The 19843-nt window shown below is 65.3% G+C and carries 16 protein-coding genes; 15 read left to right on the top strand and 1 reads right to left on the bottom strand.

The annotated features are described in order from the left end of the window. Nucleotides 1–79: 79 nt before the first annotated feature. The 7 genes from B2246_RS16495 (at nucleotide 80) to B2246_RS16465 (ending at nucleotide 9754) form a co-directional block, all read left to right on the top strand. On the top strand, nucleotides 80–3889 hold the full coding sequence (locus B2246_RS16495) for a LuxR C-terminal-related transcriptional regulator (RefSeq protein ID WP_286881854.1): 3810 nt from the start codon (nucleotides 80–82) through the stop codon (nucleotides 3887–3889). A gap of 315 nt (nucleotides 3890–4204) precedes the next feature. Further along, the gene (locus tag B2246_RS16490; RefSeq protein WP_286881855.1) at nucleotides 4205–4801 is read left to right on the top strand and encodes an AMP-binding protein; all 597 of its coding nucleotides are present in this window, start codon (nucleotides 4205–4207) and stop codon (nucleotides 4799–4801) included. Between the two features lie 16 nt (nucleotides 4802–4817). Further along, a complete protein-coding gene (locus tag B2246_RS16485; RefSeq protein WP_187192336.1) occupies nucleotides 4818–5729 on the top strand; it encodes an SDR family NAD(P)-dependent oxidoreductase in 912 nt (303 codons plus the stop codon). A 72-nt stretch (nucleotides 5730–5801) separates the two neighbouring features. Continuing rightward, nucleotides 5802–7001, top strand: a complete 1200-nt coding sequence (locus B2246_RS16480) for an acyl-CoA dehydrogenase (RefSeq protein ID WP_286881856.1) — start codon at nucleotides 5802–5804, stop codon at nucleotides 6999–7001. Between the two features lie 15 nt (nucleotides 7002–7016). Next, nucleotides 7017–8183, top strand: coding sequence for an acyl-CoA dehydrogenase family protein (locus tag B2246_RS16475; RefSeq protein WP_186426241.1), 1167 nt, complete (start codon nucleotides 7017–7019; stop codon nucleotides 8181–8183). After that, a complete protein-coding gene (locus B2246_RS16470; RefSeq protein WP_286881857.1) occupies nucleotides 8180–8635 on the top strand; it encodes a MaoC family dehydratase in 456 nt (151 codons plus the stop codon). Before B2246_RS16475 ends, B2246_RS16470 begins: the two co-directional genes overlap by 4 nt. A 108-nt stretch (nucleotides 8636–8743) precedes the next feature. After that, entirely contained in the window at nucleotides 8744–9754 is a 1011-nt protein-coding gene (locus B2246_RS16465) for a Bug family tripartite tricarboxylate transporter substrate binding protein (RefSeq protein ID WP_286881858.1), read from the top strand. Between the two features lie 114 nt (nucleotides 9755–9868). Here B2246_RS16465 and B2246_RS16460 read toward each other — a convergent pair whose 3' ends face one another. Next, the gene (locus B2246_RS16460; RefSeq protein WP_286881859.1) at nucleotides 9869–11071 is read right to left on the bottom strand and encodes an acyl-CoA dehydrogenase; all 1203 of its coding nucleotides are present in this window, start codon (nucleotides 11069–11071) and stop codon (nucleotides 9869–9871) included. A gap of 262 nt (nucleotides 11072–11333) precedes the next feature. On the opposite strand from B2246_RS16460, the gene B2246_RS16455 reads away from it, so the two are divergent. The 8 genes from B2246_RS16455 (at nucleotide 11334) to B2246_RS16420 (ending at nucleotide 19832) form a co-directional block, all read left to right on the top strand. After that, on the top strand, nucleotides 11334–12176 hold the full coding sequence (locus tag B2246_RS16455; protein WP_234819075.1) for an enoyl-CoA hydratase/isomerase family protein: 843 nt from the start codon (nucleotides 11334–11336) through the stop codon (nucleotides 12174–12176). 449 nt (nucleotides 12177–12625) lie between these two features. After that, complete coding sequence (locus tag B2246_RS16450; protein ID WP_186426237.1) at nucleotides 12626–13801, top strand: porin; 1176 nt, start codon at nucleotides 12626–12628, stop codon at nucleotides 13799–13801. A 135-nt stretch (nucleotides 13802–13936) separates the two neighbouring features. Continuing rightward, nucleotides 13937–14176 carry a hypothetical protein gene (locus B2246_RS16445; RefSeq protein WP_186426236.1) on the top strand — a complete coding sequence of 80 codons (240 nt, stop codon included), beginning with the start codon at nucleotides 13937–13939 and terminating at the stop codon, nucleotides 14174–14176. Between the two features lie 228 nt (nucleotides 14177–14404). Next, the gene (locus B2246_RS16440) at nucleotides 14405–15619 is read left to right on the top strand and encodes a CaiB/BaiF CoA transferase family protein (protein WP_286881860.1); all 1215 of its coding nucleotides are present in this window, start codon (nucleotides 14405–14407) and stop codon (nucleotides 15617–15619) included. 24 nt (nucleotides 15620–15643) lie between these two features. Then, entirely contained in the window at nucleotides 15644–16807 is a 1164-nt protein-coding gene (locus B2246_RS16435) for an acyl-CoA dehydrogenase family protein (protein ID WP_286881862.1), read from the top strand. A gap of 13 nt (nucleotides 16808–16820) precedes the next feature. Further along, nucleotides 16821–17840, top strand: a complete 1020-nt coding sequence (locus tag B2246_RS16430; RefSeq protein WP_186426233.1) for an acyl-CoA dehydrogenase family protein — start codon at nucleotides 16821–16823, stop codon at nucleotides 17838–17840. A gap of 23 nt (nucleotides 17841–17863) precedes the next feature. After that, nucleotides 17864–19048 carry an acetyl-CoA C-acyltransferase gene (locus tag B2246_RS16425; RefSeq protein ID WP_186426232.1) on the top strand — a complete coding sequence of 395 codons (1185 nt, stop codon included), beginning with the start codon at nucleotides 17864–17866 and terminating at the stop codon, nucleotides 19046–19048. Nucleotides 19049–19061: 13 nt separating this feature from the next. Then, nucleotides 19062–19832 carry an enoyl-CoA hydratase/isomerase family protein gene (locus B2246_RS16420; protein ID WP_286881863.1) on the top strand — a complete coding sequence of 257 codons (771 nt, stop codon included), beginning with the start codon at nucleotides 19062–19064 and terminating at the stop codon, nucleotides 19830–19832. Nucleotides 19833–19843 lie beyond the last annotated feature (11 nt).

Raw genomic sequence — 19843 nt, 5'->3', positions numbered from 1 at the left:
TCGTACCGGTGGCACGGGGACCGTGCCGCCATTGCATTCCGGTGGCGACAAGCCACCGCCCACGCCGCAGAGGTTGTATATGCGTGTTGCACCCCGAATCCTGTTGACCGAACAGGAGCGCGCCGAACTCGAGGCGCTGACCGATGCCACCGACGCACCGGCACGGCTGGCGCAGCGTGCGCGCATCATCCTGCTCGCCGCATCCGGCGAACAGAACAAGACGATTGCGCCACAGTTGGGTATCGGCCGCGCTCAGGTTGCGCGCTGGCGCGAGCGTTACGCGATGTCTGGCCTGGGCGGCATCCTTCAGGATCTGCCGCGTGGCGCACCGCCCGTCAAGGTGGACGTGGCACGCCTGGCACTGTTGACCAGTTGTGATGGCCCGAACACGCCCCGTAGCTGGAGTACCCGCAGCCTCGCCGCCGAGCTTGGTGTCAGCGCGGCCAGCGTCTCGCGCCACTGGCGCGCTGCCGGGCTGAAGCCCGATGCCAGAGGCCATGCCCACAACACGCCGGTGCGGGAATTTCAAGGGGGGGCTGCCGATATCGTCGCCTTGTATGCATCGCCGTCGGTACATGCGCTGGTGCTCTCCATCAATGAGCCGGCTACTGGCGAATCGCAGACGCTGACCCTGGAGAACGCTGGCAGTGGCATGCATACATTGCCAGCCCATCAACGCAGCCTGGCGGCATCGCTGATGACCGCCCTGACCATGCTCCAAGCGAGCATGACCGAGGTACAGGCCAGTCACGCACGCCCCGAGGCGTGGCTGGCGTTCCTGCAGGAAGTGGAAGCTGTTTTCCCGGCAGTACCGCCGGGAAAGCGGCTGCAGGTGCTGGCCACAAGCTATGCCGGGCATTCCCATCGGGACGTGCAGCAGTGGCTGCTGCACCATCCTCGAATCGATGTGCAGGTGGCATCGGGCGCCGCGGGGTGGTTGCGCATGGTGCAGCGCCTCCTGCGCGATGCGCAGTGCCGAGCGCCGAGCGACTTTCCTGCCGGCATCCCTGAATTGCTGGCGGCTATCGAAGCGGCGACACGCGCTGGTGCGAGCGTGCCATACCGATGGATCCGCGCCGCGCCAGGCGCGTGGGGGATGCCTGCCAACACCAATGTCAGGACAGAGTCGGATGCGGCCGCGGCATCGTCGGACGCGACACGGGGCGTCCCGGCCGAGGGTCTGCAGGCGATGTGGCCGGCTGCCAGCGCAAAGGTGCTGCCGCCGCGCGGCGCCCGCCAGCTCATGTCGCGCGATGCCTTGATGAACCGACTGCTGGAGGCGCGCCGACAGCGCTGCGTGGTGATTCAGGGGCAGGCTGGCAGTGGCAAGACCAGCACCTTGATGGCATGGCGCAAGGAAATCCTGTCGCTGGGCTACGACGTCTGCTGGCTGTCACTGACGGACGAGGACAATGAACCCGCGCGTTTTCTCAGTTACCTGGCGGCCAGCATTGGCGAAGCCGATTCCGATGCCGCCCGCGAGACGGCGGCGGTGGCCGATGCCGAGTGCAGCGAAGCGGCGATCGAACTGTGGGTGATTACCCTGGTGCTTGCGCTGGCTCGCCGCCAGCGCAAGCTGGTGCTGATGATTGACGATCTGCACCATCTCACCGACCCCCGCATCCAGCAGGCGCTGCAGTGGCTGCTGGACTACGCGCCGCCGCAACTGCATCTCGCGTTCAGCTCTCGCAGCGCGCTGGAGCTTTCGATGGAGCGACTGCGTTTGCAGGGCACGCTCGCCGAGTTCGATATGCGTGACCTGCGCTTTACCGCCGACGAGTCCGGGCGCTTCCTGCGCGAGCAGTTGGGCGCGATCGAGCACGACGATGCGGTCGCCCTGCACACACTGACCGACGGGTGGGTGGCTGGCCTGCAACTCTTTGCCGTCGATTTTCGTACCAGGCAGGGGGGCAGGTATCCGTCGAACCGCGTACGCGACACCCGGGCATTCGCCAGCTACTTCGAGCGCGAGGTCCTCGTGCGCTTGTCGGCGGACGATCTCGACATGCTGGTCAGCATGGCCGTGAGCCCCCGCTTTTGCGCGCCGCTTTGTGCGGATGTCCTCGGCACGCCGAGCGCGATTGCAAGCATCAAATCGCGTCTCGGCCGCATGGTGGCCGATCACCTCTTCATCACGTCGGTCGATTGCCAGGACCACGAGACGTGGTATCGCATCCATCCGTTGCTGCGGGATGTGTTGCTCGGCCGTCTGTCAGAGCGTGGCGAAGCCGCGCAGCGTGACCTGCATTCGGCGGCGTGGCGCTGGTTCGAGGAGCGTGGTCACGTCGACGAAGCCGTGTTCCACGCCGTGAAGGCCGGCGATGTCGACGCCGCGGCCGCCATGGTGGAGCGCTGTGCGCAATTGCTGCTGTCGCGTGGCGAACTGCGCCGGGTGGCGGCGCTGATGCGCATGCTTCCCACCGAACAGGTGGAACAGCGCTTCGGCCTGCATGTCGTCAATGCGTATATGCAACTTTACTCGCGCGATTTCGACCAGTTGCAGCGCAGCCTCGACCAGATGGAGTCACAACAGGAGAGGCTGGAAGATTGCGAGCGCTACTCGCTGTGCCTGCTGCGGGCAGGCCTGGCCCTGCAACTGGACAATAACGATGCGGCAGCGGAAATGTTGCCGCGACTTTGGGACGTTCCCCCCGACGTTGACGACTTTGCATGGCACGCGCGTGGCAATGTGTTGTCGTGGCTGCTGACCGCGCGTGGTGACTACGACCTGGCACGCAGCGTGCTGGAAGAGGCCGAACTGCGTACCGGCGCGCCGCGCAGCGGGCAGCTTGGCCATTGCATCCACGCCATCAGCCTGGCTAGAGAGGGCAAGATCAAGCAGGCTGGCAAGATCGTGCGTGAAATAATGGAGGAAGCGGAACGGCACGGCGCCGCCTATGTGGGCCTGGCGTGCATGGCGGCCGGCTTGCTGGCCGACATGCTCTATGAGTTGAATGAAGCCGAGGCTGCGTGTCAGTTGCTGGAGCCGCGCATCGACGTGCTGGAGCGCGTCTCGTTGCCGGACGTCGTGCTGCGCGCGTGCCTGGTGCTGTCCAATTCGCATTGGCTGGCAGGGCGGCGCACGGAGGCGTTGGGTTACCTGGACCGCCTGGAGGCGTATGCGGTGCGCTACGGGCTCGACCGGTTGCTGGCCGAGGCACTGGTCTCGCGCCTGCGCCGGCATCTGCAGCAGGGAGAAATGGAGCGGGCCAACATCGTGCTGGAATGCGTTCAGGGCCTGGCGGAGCACTATGTGGGTGCCGGTCCGGAAAGGGCGGGCCAAATTGCCCTGGCCGCTGCCCGCGCCGGTGTCGAGATGGCACTGCACACCAAGGACAACGCCAATGCCATCGAGCGCATCCAACCGCTACTGGCGGGCAGCGAGCGCCCACAGAGTGCCGTCAGCCTGCGTCTGCAGCTCGTCATGGCGCGCATGAGTCTGGGCGAGCACGAGGCCGCGCGGCAGGACTTTTCGCGTGCTGTCCGCGAGGGACATCGACTGGGCCTGACGCGGACGTTGCTCGATACCCTCGAGGGAAAGCCGGAAGTGCTGGCCATGCTGGGCCGCGATGCGGTTCAGGACCCGGTGCTGGCCTTCTACATCAAGCGCTTGCAGGATGCTTCGGGCAATGTCGTACTGGACCGGCGTCAGCCTCCTGCCAGCGCGGCCGCAGGGTCCATCGAGGTACTGAGCGAGCGGGAGCGCGAGATTCTTGGCTTGCTGGCGCAGGCGATGTCGAACAAGAAGATCGCCAAGGTGTTGAATGTCTCGGCTGAAACCGTCAAGTGGCACCTGAAGAATATCTACGCCAAGCTTGGTGTTGGCGGCCGGGGAGGCGCGGCCGCGCGCCTGCGGGACCTGGGCGGCGTCACGCCGATTCACGCCTGAAATCACATCCATCTTCCTGGCCGGTCATCCCCGCCGATGTGGGAGACCGGCCATTGCCCGTCTGTCCGCATCGCATCCGATGGCGCCGGCTCGCGTTTTTCCTGGCCCGCAGCGCCATCCGCCCCCTTCCATCCCCTTCGTCATAAGTTCCATTCAGGCCCGCCCCCCGGGTTGGGGAGTGCTCGCGCGGGTGGCCGCCGCAATCATGGTTACCCAGGCAGCATCTTCGTCAACCCCGTCATGTTCAGTCCAATCCGACAACTTGGTCACCGGCCGATCAGCTTTCCGTCTCCGCTTGCGGCGTCGGACTGCCGTATGCCCGGCGAAGCGGAGGCCGATGCGGCAGCGTGTCCTGGCGGGATCGTCATGGATTACCACGGCCGCAAGATCACCTTGCAGGAATTGCTGACAGCCAGTGCCGCATTGGCCGGCTACATGCAGCGGTACCTCGCCGTCCGTCGGGGCGCCCGGGTGCTGTTGATGATGCGCGAATGCCCGCAGTTTGTGATGACCTGGTATGCCGCGCTGCGCTGTGACGCCGTGGTGGTGGCAGTTCCCCACAACAGTCCGGCGGATGAGGTTGCCAGGCATGTCGAAGATTCCGGCGCCTGTGCGGCGGTGGTCATGCAGGACGCGTTGCCGCGCGTGGTGCCACTGCTGGGAGCCAGTGGTCTGCGGAATTGCGTCGTGGGGGCCTATTCCGAGTTTGGCCCTGCGCCGGTCACGGAAGCGTGGCTGCGTGCACCCGAGCATGTGCGCGATCCGCGCGTGCCATTGCTGCAGCCGCGTGTGCATGAGTTTTCGGACGCGCTCGCGTTGGGCTTCGTCCAGCCATCGTTGTCTGTGACTTCACGTGCGCTAACGCAGTCACCGGCAGCGAGCAAGACCGATTGCCTTGTTCAACCGATTTAATCTGGAGTACGAAAAAATGAGCTTGCTCGAAGGAAAAGTCATTATTGTGACCGGCGCAGGTGCCGGGGTCGGCAAAGGGATCGCACTGGAAGCCGCGCGCCAGGGCGCGCGGGTGATCGTCAACGACCTGGGCGTCAATATCGACGGATCCGGCGGCAGCGCCGGCCCGGCCCAGCAGGCTGTCGACGAGATCAAGGCGGCTGGTGGCGAGGCCGCGGCCAATACCGACAGCGTGGCCGACTGGAGCGCGGCCCAGAAGATCGTGCAGCAGGCACTGGACCTGTACGGTCGCGTCGACGGTGTGGTCAACAATGCCGGCAATCTGCGCGACATCATCTTCCACAAGATGAGCGAAGACGATTTCGATGCCGTGATTCGCGTGCACCTGAAAGGGAGCTGGAACGTCTCGCGCGCCGTGGCCCCGCATTTCAAGGCGCAGGAAGGCGGCGCCTTCGTGCACATGACGTCCACCGCAGGCCTGATCGGCAACTTCGGTCAAGCGAACTATGCGTCGGCGAAGCTCGGCATCGTCGGCCTGTCGAAGTCCATCGCGGTCGACATGCAGAAGTTCAACGTGCGCTCCAACTGCATCGCGCCGTTTGCCTTCACGCGCATGGTCGGCAGCATCCCGACCAACACGCCGGAGGCCGCGGAGCGCATGAAGATCAACATGCGCCTGGAGGCCGGCAAAATCGCGCCGTTCACGCTCGCCCTGCTGACTGACCAGGCGCGGCACGTCACTGGCCAGATCTTCGGCGTGCGCAACAACGAGATCTACCTGTTCTCGCAACCGCGCCCGATCCGCTCGGCCCACAACAGCGAAGGCTGGACCGTTGCGTCCTGCGTCGAGCGAGCCATCCCGATGTTCCAGGACTCGTTCTACAAGCTGGACCTGTCGCGCGATGTATTTGGCTGGGATCCGGTCTGACCGGCTGCCGTGACGCCGACGCGGCGGCAGCTGCCCAGATGGGTCTGCCGCCTGCGTCCGAGGAGACAAAGCATGGATTTTCAACGTGACCTGGGCCTGGAGGCCTTCCGAGAGCAGGTGCGCGCCTTCTTGCGAGAGAACCTGCCCGAGGACCTGAGCGGACGTATCCGCATTGGCACGCGATCGCCCAAGTCCGAGCTCAAGCGCTGGCAGCGCATTCTGAACGAAAAGGGTTGGGGTGCGCCGTACTGGGCGAAGGAGCATGGCGGTACCGGCTGGAGCGTGATGCAGCGTCTGGTGTTCGACGAGGAGTGCACGGCGGTCGGTGCCCCCTCGCAAGACACCGGGGCGCAGAAACTGCTGGGGCCGGTGCTGAATGCATTCGGCTCGCCGGCGCAGAAGGCCGAGCACCTTGCCCACGTTTTCAGTGGCGAACGCCAGTGGTGCCAGGGTTTCTCGGAGCCCGGTTCAGGCTCGGACCTGGCCTCGCTGCGCACACGTGCCGAACGCGATGGCGACCACTACGTGGTCAACGGCCAGAAGATCTGGACCAGCTATGCACATCGTGCCGACTGGATCTTCCTGCTGGTACGTACCGACACCGAAGTGAAGAAGCAGGCCGGCATCAGCTTCCTGCTGGTGGACATGAAGACGCCGGGTATCACGGTCCGGCCGATCGTCAGCATCGATGGTTGCCACCACCTTAATGAGACGTTCTTCGACAACGTGCGTGTGCCGGTCGGGAACCTTGTGGGAGCGGAGGGCGAGGGCTGGAAGATCACCAAGTTCCTGCTCAATAACGAACACGCCACGGCGGCGGACCTGCCGATGCTGCGCCGCTACCTGGCACAGATCCGGGCGCTCGCCATGCGGCGCAACCAGGGTGGCAGCGCGCTTCTGGAGCGCCACGAGTTCGCGCTGCAGCTTGCGCGTTTCGAAGCGGAACTCGCTGCCATTGCCACGCTGGTGCAGCGGGTGGCGGCGATGGAGGAAGACCACAGTCCGGCGGCGCATGCCATGGGATCCATCCTGAAGATCCGGGGCACCGAACTGCTGCAGAAGATGACCTGTTTTCTCTCCGAATCGCTGGGCGACTACGGCGCCATTGCCTATCCCACGCCGCAGGAAGAAGAGGCCGCCGATCCGTTGCCCATGCAGGACGTGGGGCGTGGCGTCACCAACGAGATGTTCTTCCGCCGCGCTTCAACGATCTACGGTGGTACGAGCGAAGTCCAGCGCTCCATCATCGCCAAGACAATGTTCCAACTCTGAGGGCACTGACCGATCATGAACTTCAACCTGACTGACGAACAGCGCCTGCTTCAGGACAGCGTGCGCCGCTTCGTCGACAAAGACTACGGCTTCGAGTCGCGCACCGCCAGGATCAAATCCGGCGAGCCGTGCAGCGAAAAGTACTGGGCCACCTTCGCTGAGAACGGCTGGCTGGCGGCGGCGCTGCCGGAATCGGCAGGGGGCCTGGGCGGCACCATCATCGACACGGTGCTGATTGCCTGCGAGCTGGGCCGTGGTCTGGTGGTGGAGCCCTACCTCGGCTGTGCGGTACTGGCAGGACAGACGCTGGTGGCGGCAGGCAATCCCACTCAGATGACCGCTGTGCTGCCCACGCTGGCCGACGGGTCGCGGCGGATCGCGCTGGCCTACAGCGAGGCGCAGTCGCGCGGTCTGTCCGAGCCCGTGACGACGCAAGCCGAGCCGGCACCCGGCGGCTACACCCTGCACGGCATCAAGACGCTGGTGCTCGGCGGATGCGATGCCGACACCTTTATCGTGTCCGCGATGCTGCCGGGCAAGGCCGGGGGCAGCGCGCTGTGCAGCCTGTTCCTGGTCCCGGCGGATGCTGCTGGCGTGCGCCGGACAGCGCTGCCGTTGCACGACGGTAGCTGGGCCGCAGAAGTGACCCTCGAACAGGTCTTCGTCCCGACCGACGCATTGCTGGGCGAACCCGGCAATGCGCAGGCGGCGCTGCGTCACGGGCTGGCGCATGGCATCGCGGCACTCTGCGCGGAACTGGTCGGCGGCATGGAGAAGGCGATCGAAATCACGGCCGATTACCTGAAGGTGCGCAAGCAGTTCGGGGTTCCGATCGGCAGCTTCCAGGCGCTGCAGCATCGCATGGCGGATATGGCCGCCGAATTGGAGGTGGCGCGCTCGATGTTGTATGCGCTGCTGGCATCGATCGAGAACGACGACGAAGACGCTATTGCCCGCACGGTCTCGCAGGCCAAGGCGCTGATCGGCCGCGCCGCGCGCTACGTGTGTGGGCAGGGCATCCAGTTGCATGGCGGTATCGGTATGACGGAGGAGTACACCGTGGGCCATTACTTCAAGCGCGCCGTAGTGGCGGACGTACTGTTCGGCAATGCCGATCTGCATGAGGCGCGCAACGCGCGCGCACTGCAAGCATCCCTGACGGAAAAGGAAACGCAAGCATGAAAATCTACGAGAACATTGGCGACTTGCAACCACTGGTCGGCGAGGTCATCGGCACCAGCGAATGGCTGACGCTGGAGCAGGATCGCATCAACCGGTTCGCCGACGCGACCGGCGATCACCAGTGGATTCACGTGGACCCGGTACGCGCCAAGGATGGTCCTTTCGGCACGCCGATCGCGCACGGATTCCTGACGCTGAGCCTGCTGCCCGCGTTTACGCACACGGCCTACAAGGTGAAAAACAGCAGTGCTGGTGTGAACTACGGCCTGGACAAGGTGCGCTTTCCCGCGCCTGTGCCAGTGGGCAGCCTGCTGCGGGCGCACTTCAAGCTGGTGGCGTTCGACCTTCTTGATAACGGCGGCGCGCAGTTGAAGCTGGAGATGACCGTCGAGCGACAGGGCGGTAGCAAGCCCGTGTGCGTCGCGGAGTCGATCATCAGGCGGTTCCCTTAACCCCTCGGGGTGTGACAGCGAAACAAGCCGGTGCCACGGGCACCGGACCTCTCAAGAAGCGCGACTGCCCGAATCAGGGCAGCACAGACCGACATGGAGGAGACACCAATGCAAAACGCCATTTCCCCGCTGCGCCGCCGGATTCTCGCAGCCACCGCCAGCGGCGTGCTGGCGGCTCTGGCTTCGGCGGCCGGCGCGCAGGCCCAGACCTATCCCGAACGCGTCATCAAGATTGTCTCCGTCGCCAGCCCCGGCACGGGCATCGATGACTACACTCGCCTGCTGGCGAAGTTCCTCGCCCAGAAGTTGGGGCAGAGCGTGGTGGTGGAGAACCGGCCCGGCGCCAACATGATCATCGCCAATGACTATGTGGCGAAGTCCGCGCCAGACGGCTATACGCTGCTGCTGACCGCGTCCAGCGCGATGTCGGCGAACCCTTTCCTGTTCAGGCATCTGCCATACAACCCGGCCAGGGATTTCGTTCCCGTGGCACGCATGTCAGCGCTGCCTGTGGCGCTGGTGGTGGCCGCCGGTTCCCCATACAAGTCCGTCGACGATCTCGTCAGCGCCGCGCGCTCCCGGCCAGGGAAGCTCAATGGCGCCAGCAGCAGCACCGGCTACCGGCTCATGGCGGCCGCGTTCACCGAGGCGGCTGGCGTCAGGACCCTGGACGTGCCCTACAAGGCGACCGCGACGCTGTTGCCGGATCTGATCGGCGGCAACGTGGACTTCACCATGGTCGAGCTGACAGCGGCGCTGCCATTGATCCAGTCGAACAAGCTGCGAGCGCTGGCGGTGCTGAGCCCGAAGCGCGTCGCGCTCCTGCCCGATGTGCCAACACTGACAGAGGCTGGCATGCGGAATAATGCCGTCGTAGAGGCTGTTTCGCGGATCAACTGGAGCGGGTTGTTTGCCCCGGCGGGCACGCCCGCGCCGATCGTCGACAGGATCTCCAGGCTCACGCTCGAGTTCGTCGGCTCCCCCGAGGCAATGGCGCACTACGCCAATCGCGGCAGCTTGCCGAACCCCGGCAGCGCGCAAGAACTGGGCAAGGCCGTGGTGGCAGACCAGGAGACGTGGAAGCGGCTGATTGCCGCGGCCGGCATGCAGCCGGAGTGAACGCTGGCAGGGAGCCGGTCAGACGCGACACCCAGCCACGTTGGCAGCATCGGATGTCCTTCGCGCAGTCTGCCGAAGGACATCTTTTTCATTGCGGCCCGCCTTGCGCAGCAATCAGAACTGGAACAGCGATTTCGCAATGATCGAGCGCTGGACCTCGCTGGTGCCGCCATAGATGGTGGTGGCGCGGCGGAAGAACATCTCCGAGGCCATGCCTTGCGCGACATCAGCCATGGGCAGTACCGGCAGCTGGCCAGACTGTTCCGCATGGGAGCCGGGATATGCGACGGCGCCATGATCGCCCAGCGTTTCCACCAGGAACTCGCTCATCCGCTGCTGCAGTTCGGTACCACGGATCTTGAGCATGGAGCCCATGGCATGCGCCGCCGGACTGTGGTCTGCCTCCATTGCCGCCACACGCTGGACCATGACGGTGATGGCCTTGAGCTCGGCGTCATAGCGGGCCAGGCGTAGCAGGAATTCGTGCCGCTCCATCAGCGTCTTGCCGCCTGCGCGTGCGGTGTGCGACAGCGCGCGTATCTGGCCCTGCAGGCGGCGCAGCGTGGGGAGGTCCGCGGTGGAGGCATGCTCGTTGTTGAGCAGGAACTTGGTGATCTTCCAGCCTTCGCCCTCGGCTCCCACCAGGTTGGCGACCGGGACGCGCACGTTGTCGAAGAACGTTTCGTTCAGATGGTGGCAGCCATCGATGCTGATGATGGGACGGACGGTGATGCCCGGCGTCTTCATGTCCACCAGCAGGAAGCTGATACCGGATTGCTTCTTGACGGCCGGATCGGTGCGTACCAGCAGGAAGATCCAGTCCGCATGGTGGGCATAGCTGGTCCAGATCTTCTGCCCGTTGACCACGTAGTGGTCGCCATCGCGGTCCGCACGCGTACGCAGGGAGGCCAGGTCCGAGCCGGCGCCCGGCTCCGAGAAGCCCTGGCACCAGAGGCGATCGCCGTTGAAGATCGGCGGCAGGTGCTCGGCCTTCTGCCCGGGCGTGGCGAAGTGATTCAGCACCGGGCCAACCAGTTTCTGGGCAAAGGAATCCTGCGAAGGTGTTCCGGCTGCCGCGCATTCCTCGTCGAAGACCAGACGCTGCTGCACGCTCCAGCCGGTACCGCCGTGCTCCCTGTCCCAGTATGGGGCGCCCCAGCCCTGGGCATTCAGGATGCGTTGCCACAGCACCACGTCCGCCCGTGGGGAGCGCAGGCCGTCCTTGCGACGCGCCAGGTCCGCCGGTTGGTGCTGCCGCAGGAAGTTCCGTACCTCCTGACGGAACGCATCGAGATTGGGGTCGGGTGCAAAGTTCATGAAGCCTCTCCAGTGGGTTGGCGGCCAGCAGGCCGGCCTGTTCCGATGCCATACACATTAAGCCGGCGCTCGGGTTGGAAGGCCCCCCACCACTGGGGGCGCCATGCTCGCATAGGCGCTGATTCATAGGTAACGCCTCCAGGATCCCCCTTGAGTCGAGGGGGGCGGCACGGTGGTCCGCTGCGCCACACTGCATTCAGGGGCTTTACCGTGCGCAGGCGCCATGGATAAGCCGAGCAGATATCCATTCCCAGGAGGAAAGATGACGATGCAGGCCCGGCAGATCCCTTTGCGTCACAGCCACCTGTCCATTGCGGACGGCGTGGCCGAATTCACTCACCAGCGCCCCGCGTCTCGGAATGCCCTGACGCTCGAGATGCGCCAGGACTACCACGACATGCTGGATTGCGTGGAAGGTGACCGTAGCATCCGCGCCTTGATCCTGACTGGCTCCGGCGGCAGCTTTTGCGCGGGCGGGGATCTGAAATCGATACAGGGCATCTTTTCCAACCCGGACGCGTCCGCGCGTGCGCCGGAAGCCATGCGCCGTCGGCTGCAGGACATCCACAAGTGGCTGCGGAGACTGCGCGATCTGGAGATCCCCGTCATCGCGGCGGTGGACGGGCCGGCCGCCGGGGCCGGGTTTTCACTGGCGCTGGCTGCGGACTTCGTGCTGGCGTCGGAGCGGGCGTCCTTCTGCATGTCCTTCGCCAAGGTTGGGCTGCTGCCCGATATGGGATCGCTCTACGCGCTGCCACGGGCAGTGGGGATGATGCTCGCCAAGGAACTGATGTTCACGGGGCGGCGGCTGGAAGTCATCGATGCCAAACGTCGCGGCATCGTGCATGCCATCCATCCGACCGATCGCCTTGGGGAGGAGGCGCGGCGCTTCGCACGTCGCTTCGTGGCGGCGCCGCAGGAGGCGCTGGCACTGATGAAGCGGGCGCTCAACCGCACGTTCGAGAGTTCCTACGACACGCTATTGGACCTCGAATGCCAGGCCCAGGCGCTCGCGTCTGCCGTGCCCTACTACGCCGAGGCGGTTGACGCATTCCTGAATGGCAAGCCGGCGCGATTCGACTGGGACAGGGACTCGGAGGCCTGAACATGGCCGCCGCACGCATACGGAAAGCAACGGTGCTGAAAGGTGCCGCCGAATCGCTAGTTGCGGATTCCACCTGCGAGCCTGTTGCACAGGTGGTGCGCCTTACGGCAAGCAGCGCTGTTTATGAATGACTGAGGAGGTTGTCTCCACGCCCGTCGCAGGCTCAATGTGACGGGAGTTTCGCTCCGGCACACGTGCCGGGGCTTTTTTCATGATCAGCCCGGCCCATGCACGATTCGTCTGCAGTTGTCCCCCCTCGACATGAGGGGGGGTGTGGGCGGGGCCAACGCCTCCCGACAGGGGGGCATCGGGGGGCCGGGCGATGTTCTCCTTGCAGTTGCGCGCGGAGAAGACGTCGTGCGCCACGTTTCTGGAGGAGGCGTGACCCACAGCAGGCGGGGCACCAGGCTCGTACCTGGGGCAGACGAACTATATGGAGAAGACAACCAATGAAGAAGACGATTTTCGCTTTGGCCGCGCTTGGCGCCCTTGGCGGATTCAGTGCGGCAGCGCAGGCGCAGTCGAGTGTGACGTTGTACGGTGTGGTTGACTCGTCGGTCGAGTATGTCAATCGTGTCGCGAGCGCGCAGCCAACGGTGGTGAATGGCCAACCGGTTTCCGCAACCACCGGTGGCAGCCGCGTTTCCATGCCCACCCTGGGTGGCCTGTCGCCGTCACGCTGGGGCCTGCGTGGCACGGAAGATCTCGGCAGCGGCAACTCCGCCATCTTTGTACTGGAAAGCGGCTTTGGTCCGGATACCGGCGTCATGCAGTCGAGCCGGTTGTTCGGACGTCAAGCCTTCGTTGGCCTCCAGAACAGCACCTATGGCAAGGTGATGCTGGGCCGCCAGTACACGTCCTTCTTCGAAGGCATGGCCAACTTTGCCCCGATGCGTTTTGCGACGACCTATGAACCGGTGGCATGGCAGCTTGGTACCAACTACCGCGAAGACAACGTGGTCAAGTATGTTGGAGTGTTCGGTCCGTTGCAGGCAGTGGCTCACTATTCGTTCGGCGTGGGGGTGCCCGCGATCGGCGCACAACCGCTGGCCAATGGCGGCGCCGGCGAAACGCCGGGAGCGTTCCGGGACAACAATGGCTATGGCGCGTCGCTGACCTATCTCAGCAACGGCTTCGGCGCCACCATTGCCTACGACCAGTGGCATCCAACGGTGACTTCCGGCCAGCAAGGCAATAGCCGCAAGGCAGGTGCGGCGCTGAGCTACACGACCGGCCCGTTTAAGGCAATGGCCGGTTACCGCTGGGCCAAGGTGGATTTCGCCAACGGCAACACGCTCGCGCGTGACAACTACTACTGGACGGGCGTCAACTACCAGGCGACCGGTGCGCTGGGTCTGTCGCTGGCCTACTACTACGCGGACTTCAAGCAATTGAGCCTGGCACCGACTGCGTCCGCCAGCAATCCCGCCAACCCGTGGCAGGTGTCTTTCCTTGCCGACTACAACTTCTCCAAGCGTACCGACATCTATCTCTCGGTTGCGTACTCGCGCAACGCGGGTCTGAACTTCGACTCGTCGCAGACGTTGTTCCTCTACGGCTATCCGATGATGGCCGGGCAGAAGGGCATGGTCGGCGTGACCACCGGCATTCGCCACATCTTCTGACGCCTTCAGGCGTGCAGAAGCATTACCCGCAGCGAACCGGCCGTGGCCGGCTCCTTGCGGGCGTTTTCGCGCCGCCAGGTATCGAGGTTACTGGTATCGGGTGGCGCGTTTCGCAGGTTTCCTCAGGGTTGGACCATGATCGGAAAACGAGCGATTGACTGGATACGCGGGATTGGTCGGCAGCGTGACGAGTACCGCGCGGCTTCGGGCTCGCAGCCCGCTGCAATGGACGAATCGGCCGGCGAGGATGTGGCGGCATGCGTCGAGACCGGCACGCCAGATGGGCCTGGCCATGCCGATGAGGAAGCGCTGAAGTACGACCGCGTTCTGGCGACGGCGGTAGCCCTGGCGCTGACCACTGGCGTGCACGGCTGATTTGCGATGGAAGGTCCAGGCGTCCCGTTTTGCCCCAGCCCTTATCCGTGCTGCCAGTTGCTGGCATCTCTGCGCATGGCCGATACAAGCCGTGTATTGATCGACATACATAAAGTATTTTTCTCGCGCCCCGTGCTTCCGTAGCATTTCCTTCAACACGATTCAAGGAGGCATGATGACTCTCACCACATTCCGCTTTTCCGCAACCGGGCGGACAGGGAGCCCCGCATGAGCGGCCCGTTGCAGGGCGTGCGCATCGTCGATATGACGACGGTGCTGATGGGGCCCTACGCCACCCAGATTCTCGGCGACTTCGGCGCCGACGTGATCAAGATTGAACCGCCGGACGGCGACACCGTGCGCGAAGTCGGCCCGCGCCGCCACCCCGGCATGTCCGGCATCTTTCTTCACGCCAACCGCAGCAAGCGCAGCGTTGTACTGGACCTGAAGACGCCGGGCGGGCGCGAGGCGTTGCTGCGCATCGCGGCCGACGCGGACGTGTTGATCTACAACGTACGTCCGCAGGCCATGGCGCGACTGAACCTGAGCTACGAGGAACTGCTCAAAGTCAATCCGCGCATCCTGTACGTGGGCCTGTACGGTTACGGGCAGGGGGGGCCGTACGCGGCCAAGTCCGCTTATGACGATCTCATCCAGGGCGCCGTGGCCATCCCAACGCTGGCCAAGCAGGCCGGCAGCGACGTGCCGCGTTACGCGCCGAGCGCGATCGCGGATCGCATCGTCGGCATGGCAGCAGTCAACGCCGTGACCGCGGGGCTTTTCCACCGCGAGCGCACGGGCGAAGGTCAGTCGATTGACGTACCGATGTTCGAGACCATGGCCCAGTTCATCCTGGGCGACCACATGGGCGGACTGACGTTCGAGCCGCCCATCGGGCCCAGCGGTTACTCGCGCATTCTCAACGAGCACCGCCGTCCCTACCGTACGCAAGATGGCTACCTGTGCGTGCTGCTTTACAACGACAAGCAGTGGCGCAAGTTCCTGGCGCTGATCGGTCAGCCCGACCTGATGGACAGCGATCCGCGCTTCAGCTCCATCGTCGAGCGCAACAAGCATATCCACGAGCTGTACCGCATGGTGGCCGAGATCATGCCGACGCGCACCACGGCCGAATGGATCAAGGTGCTGGAGGCGGCCGACATGCCGGTGATGCAACTCCACACGGTGGATTCGCTCATGGCGGACCCACACCTCGACGCGGTGGGCTTCTTCGACGTGGTGGAGCACCCCAGCGAGGGTGCCATCCGTTCGATGGCCATCCCCTCGCAATGGTCGAGGTCGCAGCCGAAGGTCTCGCGGCAGGCACCGCGTCTGGGCGAGCACAGCGCTCAGGTGCTGGGCGAAGCCGGCTACAGCCAGGAAGACATCCGCGAACTGGCCAGGCGGGGCGCCACGCGCCTTGCGCCGAACGCCAGCGAATGAACCGAACCGATACAGGGAGCTACATTGAACTCGACCCTCGATTCCCTTCCGCTCGTCAGCATCCCGCCCGAGGATGAGGCGCTGCGGACCCCAATCCGCAACTTCCTGCAGTCCTCCTTGCGCGACGTGCCGGCACCGGTGCGTGCGCGTACGTGGATGGGCTTTGACGCCAACTTCAGCCGGGCCCTCGGAGAACAGGGCTGGATCGGCCTGGCCCTGCCACCGCTGTACGGTGGCGCCGGCCGCAGCGCATTTGCGCGCTTCGTGCTGGTGGAAGAGTTAATTGCCGCAGGCGCGCCGGTATCGGCGCATTGGTTTGCCGACCGCCAGACGGCGCCGCTGATCCTGCGCTACGGCAGTGAATCACAGAAGCAGTTCTTCCTGCCGAAACTGATCCGCGGCGAGATCTTCATCTGTATCGGCATGAGCGAGCCCGATACGGGGTCGGACCTGTCTTCGGTGCGCACCCGGGCGGTCCGTACGGAGACCGGCTGGCGCCTGAACGGCCGCAAGATCTGGACCACCAACGCCCACCGCGCACAGTACATGTGTGCGCTGGTACGTACCTCCGGCCAGCATGGTGACCGCCACAAGGGCCTGTCGCAGGTGCTGATCGACCTGAGCCTGCCGGGCATTACCGCGCGCCCGATCCGCGACCTGGCCGGTGACGGTCACTTCTGCGAGGTGGTGTTCGAAGACGTGGACCTGCCGGCCGATGCTCTGGTGGGCGAGGAAGGCTCCGGCTGGAAGCAGGTCACCGCTGAACTGGCCTTCGAGCGCAGCGGTCCGGAACGCATCCTGACCAGCCTGATGCTGGCTGAGACGTGGCTGGCCGAGGTCAAGGCATCGGGCCTGCCGGTGCCGGACGCCGTCAAGGCGATCGTCGGCCGCATCGCGGGCCGCATGGCAGTGCTGAGAGCGATGTCGCTGGCTGTCGCCGACCGGCTCGACAAGGGGGAGAACCCCGAGATCGATGCATCGTATGTCAAGGACCTTGGCACGGAGTTCGAACAGACTGTGCCCGGCTGGATCAGCGAGGCCATCGAACAGATGCCCGCGTTTCAGCCGTCCGAGGACCTGCTGCGCGCGCATGCCTACATCACGCAACTGGCGCCGAGCTTCTCGCTGCGCGGTGGTACGCGCCAGATCCTGCGCGGCATCATCGCCCGCTCCCTCGGACTCCGCTGATACGAGATACACCATGACTGATTCCCTGATCGAAGGCTTCGAGCGCGCGCTGAATGGCCTGTGCTCGGACGAACAAATGCGGCGCAGCGAGTCCGGCGAAGGTGCCGACGCGCAATGGGCTGCCATCGACGCGCTGGGTTACACCGACGCGCTCGTGCCCGCCGAACTGGGCGGAGCTGGCCTGTCGCTGACGGACGCATTCCCGCTGTTCCTGGCTGCCGGCCGCGCCGGCCTGAGCCACCCGTTTGCCGAGACCGCTGTCGCGCGGGCCATCCTGGCAAGTGCCGGGCATGTGCACGAGGGCGAGTGCATCGCGATCGCTCCCGCGCTGGAGCAGGGCAGCGATGCCATCGTCTGCCGCGAGGTGCCCGGCGGCGCGCTGGCGCAGCAGGTGCTGGTCGGCTGGCGCGGCGAGTGGCTGCTTATGCCGCGCGTGCTCGCTCGTGCGACGCCCGGTGTCTATCGCCCACAGGCTTCGGCCACCTTGCGCTGGGATTCACCGGCCCAGGCGATCCGGCGTCTGCCGGCTGGCGGTGGTGATGTGGTGGCGATCTGCAATGCGGTGCATGCCGCCGGCATGGCCGGTGCCATGGTGCGCATTCAGGCCATGAGCGTTGCGTACGTCAACGACCGTCAACAGTTTGGCCGCGCCATCTCGCAGTTTCAGGCCATGCAGCAGGAACTGAGCATTCTTGCCGAGCAGGCCAACGCCGCGACATTCGGCGCGCGCCTTGGCTGCACTGCCGATGGTTACGTGCCGCGCCCGTTGCTGGCAGCCACCGCCAAGCTGCGCTGCAGCGAAGCGGCCAGCCGCGTTGCAGCGATTGCCCACGCAGTGCACGGCGCCATCGGCATCACCGAGGAACTGGCGCTTGGCCTGTTCACGCGCCGGCTGCACGAGTGGCGTTCATGCGCGGGCACGGAGACCGCCTGCGCCACCGTGCTCGGTGAAGCGCTGTTTGCGCAGTCGACCGGCGCCGGCCAGGAGATCCTGGACTTCGTGCGGCTGCAACTGGCGCCGGTGGCCGCCTGACCCCTTACTTGCTGGAACCCGATATGCAGAAAACTGATTCCATCGTGATCGTCGGCGCGAAGCGCACGCCGATCGGGGCCTTCAACGGCGCGCTGGCGCAACACACTGCGCCGCAACTTGGCGCCGTGGCCGTTCGTGCCGCAGTGGCCGAGGCGGGCGTCGATCCGGCGTCGGTCGACGAGGCCATCATGGGCTGCTGCCTGTTTGCAGGCCTGGGCCAGGCACCGGCACGACAAGCCGTGCTGGGTGCGGGGTTGCCGGTATCGACGCCCGCTACCACGCTGAGCAAAATGTGCGGGTCGGGCATGAAGACCGTCATGCTGGCGCACGACCTGCTGCTGGCTGGCACCTGTTCGGTGGCCGTGGCGGGAGGCATGGAGTCGATGACCAATGCCCCGTTCATCGTGCCACGCGGTCGCCACGGCTATCGGCTTGGGCACGGCCAGTTCCTCGACCACATGTACTGCGACGGCCTGGAGGATGCGTACGAAGGCCACCTGATGGGCTACTACGCCGACCTGTCCGCGCAGGAGCGGGGCATTGGCCGTGAAGCGCAGGATGACTATGCCCGCGAAAGCCTGCTGCGCGCACAGCGTGCTGTCGAGACCGGAGCGTTCGATGACGAGACCACGCCGGTCACGCTCAGGCGCAAGGGGCAGGAAACGCTGTTCACCCGGGACGAGACGCCCGGCCAGTGCGACGCCACCAAGCTGCCGAAGCTCAAGGCGGTGTTCCGCAAGGAAGGTACCGTGACCGCAGGCAACGCATCGTCGATTTCGGATGGTGGCGCCGCGCTGGTGCTGATGCGCGAAAGCGATGCGGTGCGCCAGGGCCTGGCACCGCTCGCACGCATCGTTGGCCACGCCACGCATGCCCAGGCACCGCAACAGTTCGTGGATGCGCCGGCCGCCGCCATCCGCCGCGTGCTGGACAAGGCCGGCTGGACCGCCCGGGACGTCGATCTCTACGAGGTCAATGAGGCCTTTGCCGTGGTGACGCTGGTCACGATGCAGGAACTGGGCATTGCGCATGAGCGCCTCAACGTCAATGGTGGTGCATGCGCGCTGGGCCATCCGGTGGGCGCGACGGGCGCGCGCTTGCTGGTCACCCTGATCCACGCGCTCAGGCAGCGAGGCTTGCGACGCGGCATGAGTAGCCTGTGCCTGGGCGGCGGCGAAGCCACGGCCGTGGCGATCGAGCTGTGTTGAACGGAGGACGTCAATGAGCCATCTGCACGAAACTCGCGGCAATGTGGGCTGGCTCACGCTGGACCGGCCCGCCGCCATGAACAGCCTGAGCCGTGCGCTGATGCGCGGGATGGACGCGCAGTTGCGGAAGTGGCGCGACGACCCGGCTGTGCGCGTGGTGGTGCTGACCGGAAATGGCCGTGCGTTTTGCGCCGGCGCCGACCTGAAGGAAGTGTCAGCGCCAGTGGAGGCCGGCGAACCCGACTTCATCGACGTGGCCACGGCGTTCTTTGCCACGCTACGCGCCTTCCCGAAACCAGTGATTGCCGCCGTCAACGGTCTGGCGGTGGCGGGCGGGCTGGAGCTGGTGCTGGCCTGCGACCTGGTGGTTGCGGCCGAGTCCGCGCGGCTCGGTGACGCGCATGCCAACTTTGGCGTGTTTCCCGGCGCAGGAGGCGCGGCCGTGCTGCCGCGCAAGATGCCGGCCAACGTAGCCCGCTACCTGCTGTTCACCGGTCGCACGTTCACGGCGACGCAGATGGAGCGGCATGGCCTGGTCAATGAAGTCGTGCCGGACAGCGAACTGCATGACCACGCTCAGGCTCTGGCCAATGAGCTGGCGGGCCGCAGTCCGCTGGTGCTGGCTCGCATGAAGCGGGTCGCGGCCGAGGCCGTTGACAAGACGGTGGCGGATGCCTTGCAACAGGAGTTGCTGGAATTCCGCAACCACCAGCGCTCCTACGATATGCAAGAGGGATTGCGTGCCTTCGCCGAGAAGCGCACGCCTGTATTCAAGGGGTACTAGGCCCCATCCAT

This window comes from Cupriavidus sp. UBA2010, assembly GCF_002335265.1.
GTDB classification, from domain to species: Bacteria; Pseudomonadota; Gammaproteobacteria; order Burkholderiales; family Burkholderiaceae; genus Cupriavidus; species Cupriavidus metallidurans.
The sequence above is the reverse complement of the archived record's forward strand: the minus strand, read 5'-3'. Positions and strand labels throughout refer to the sequence as shown.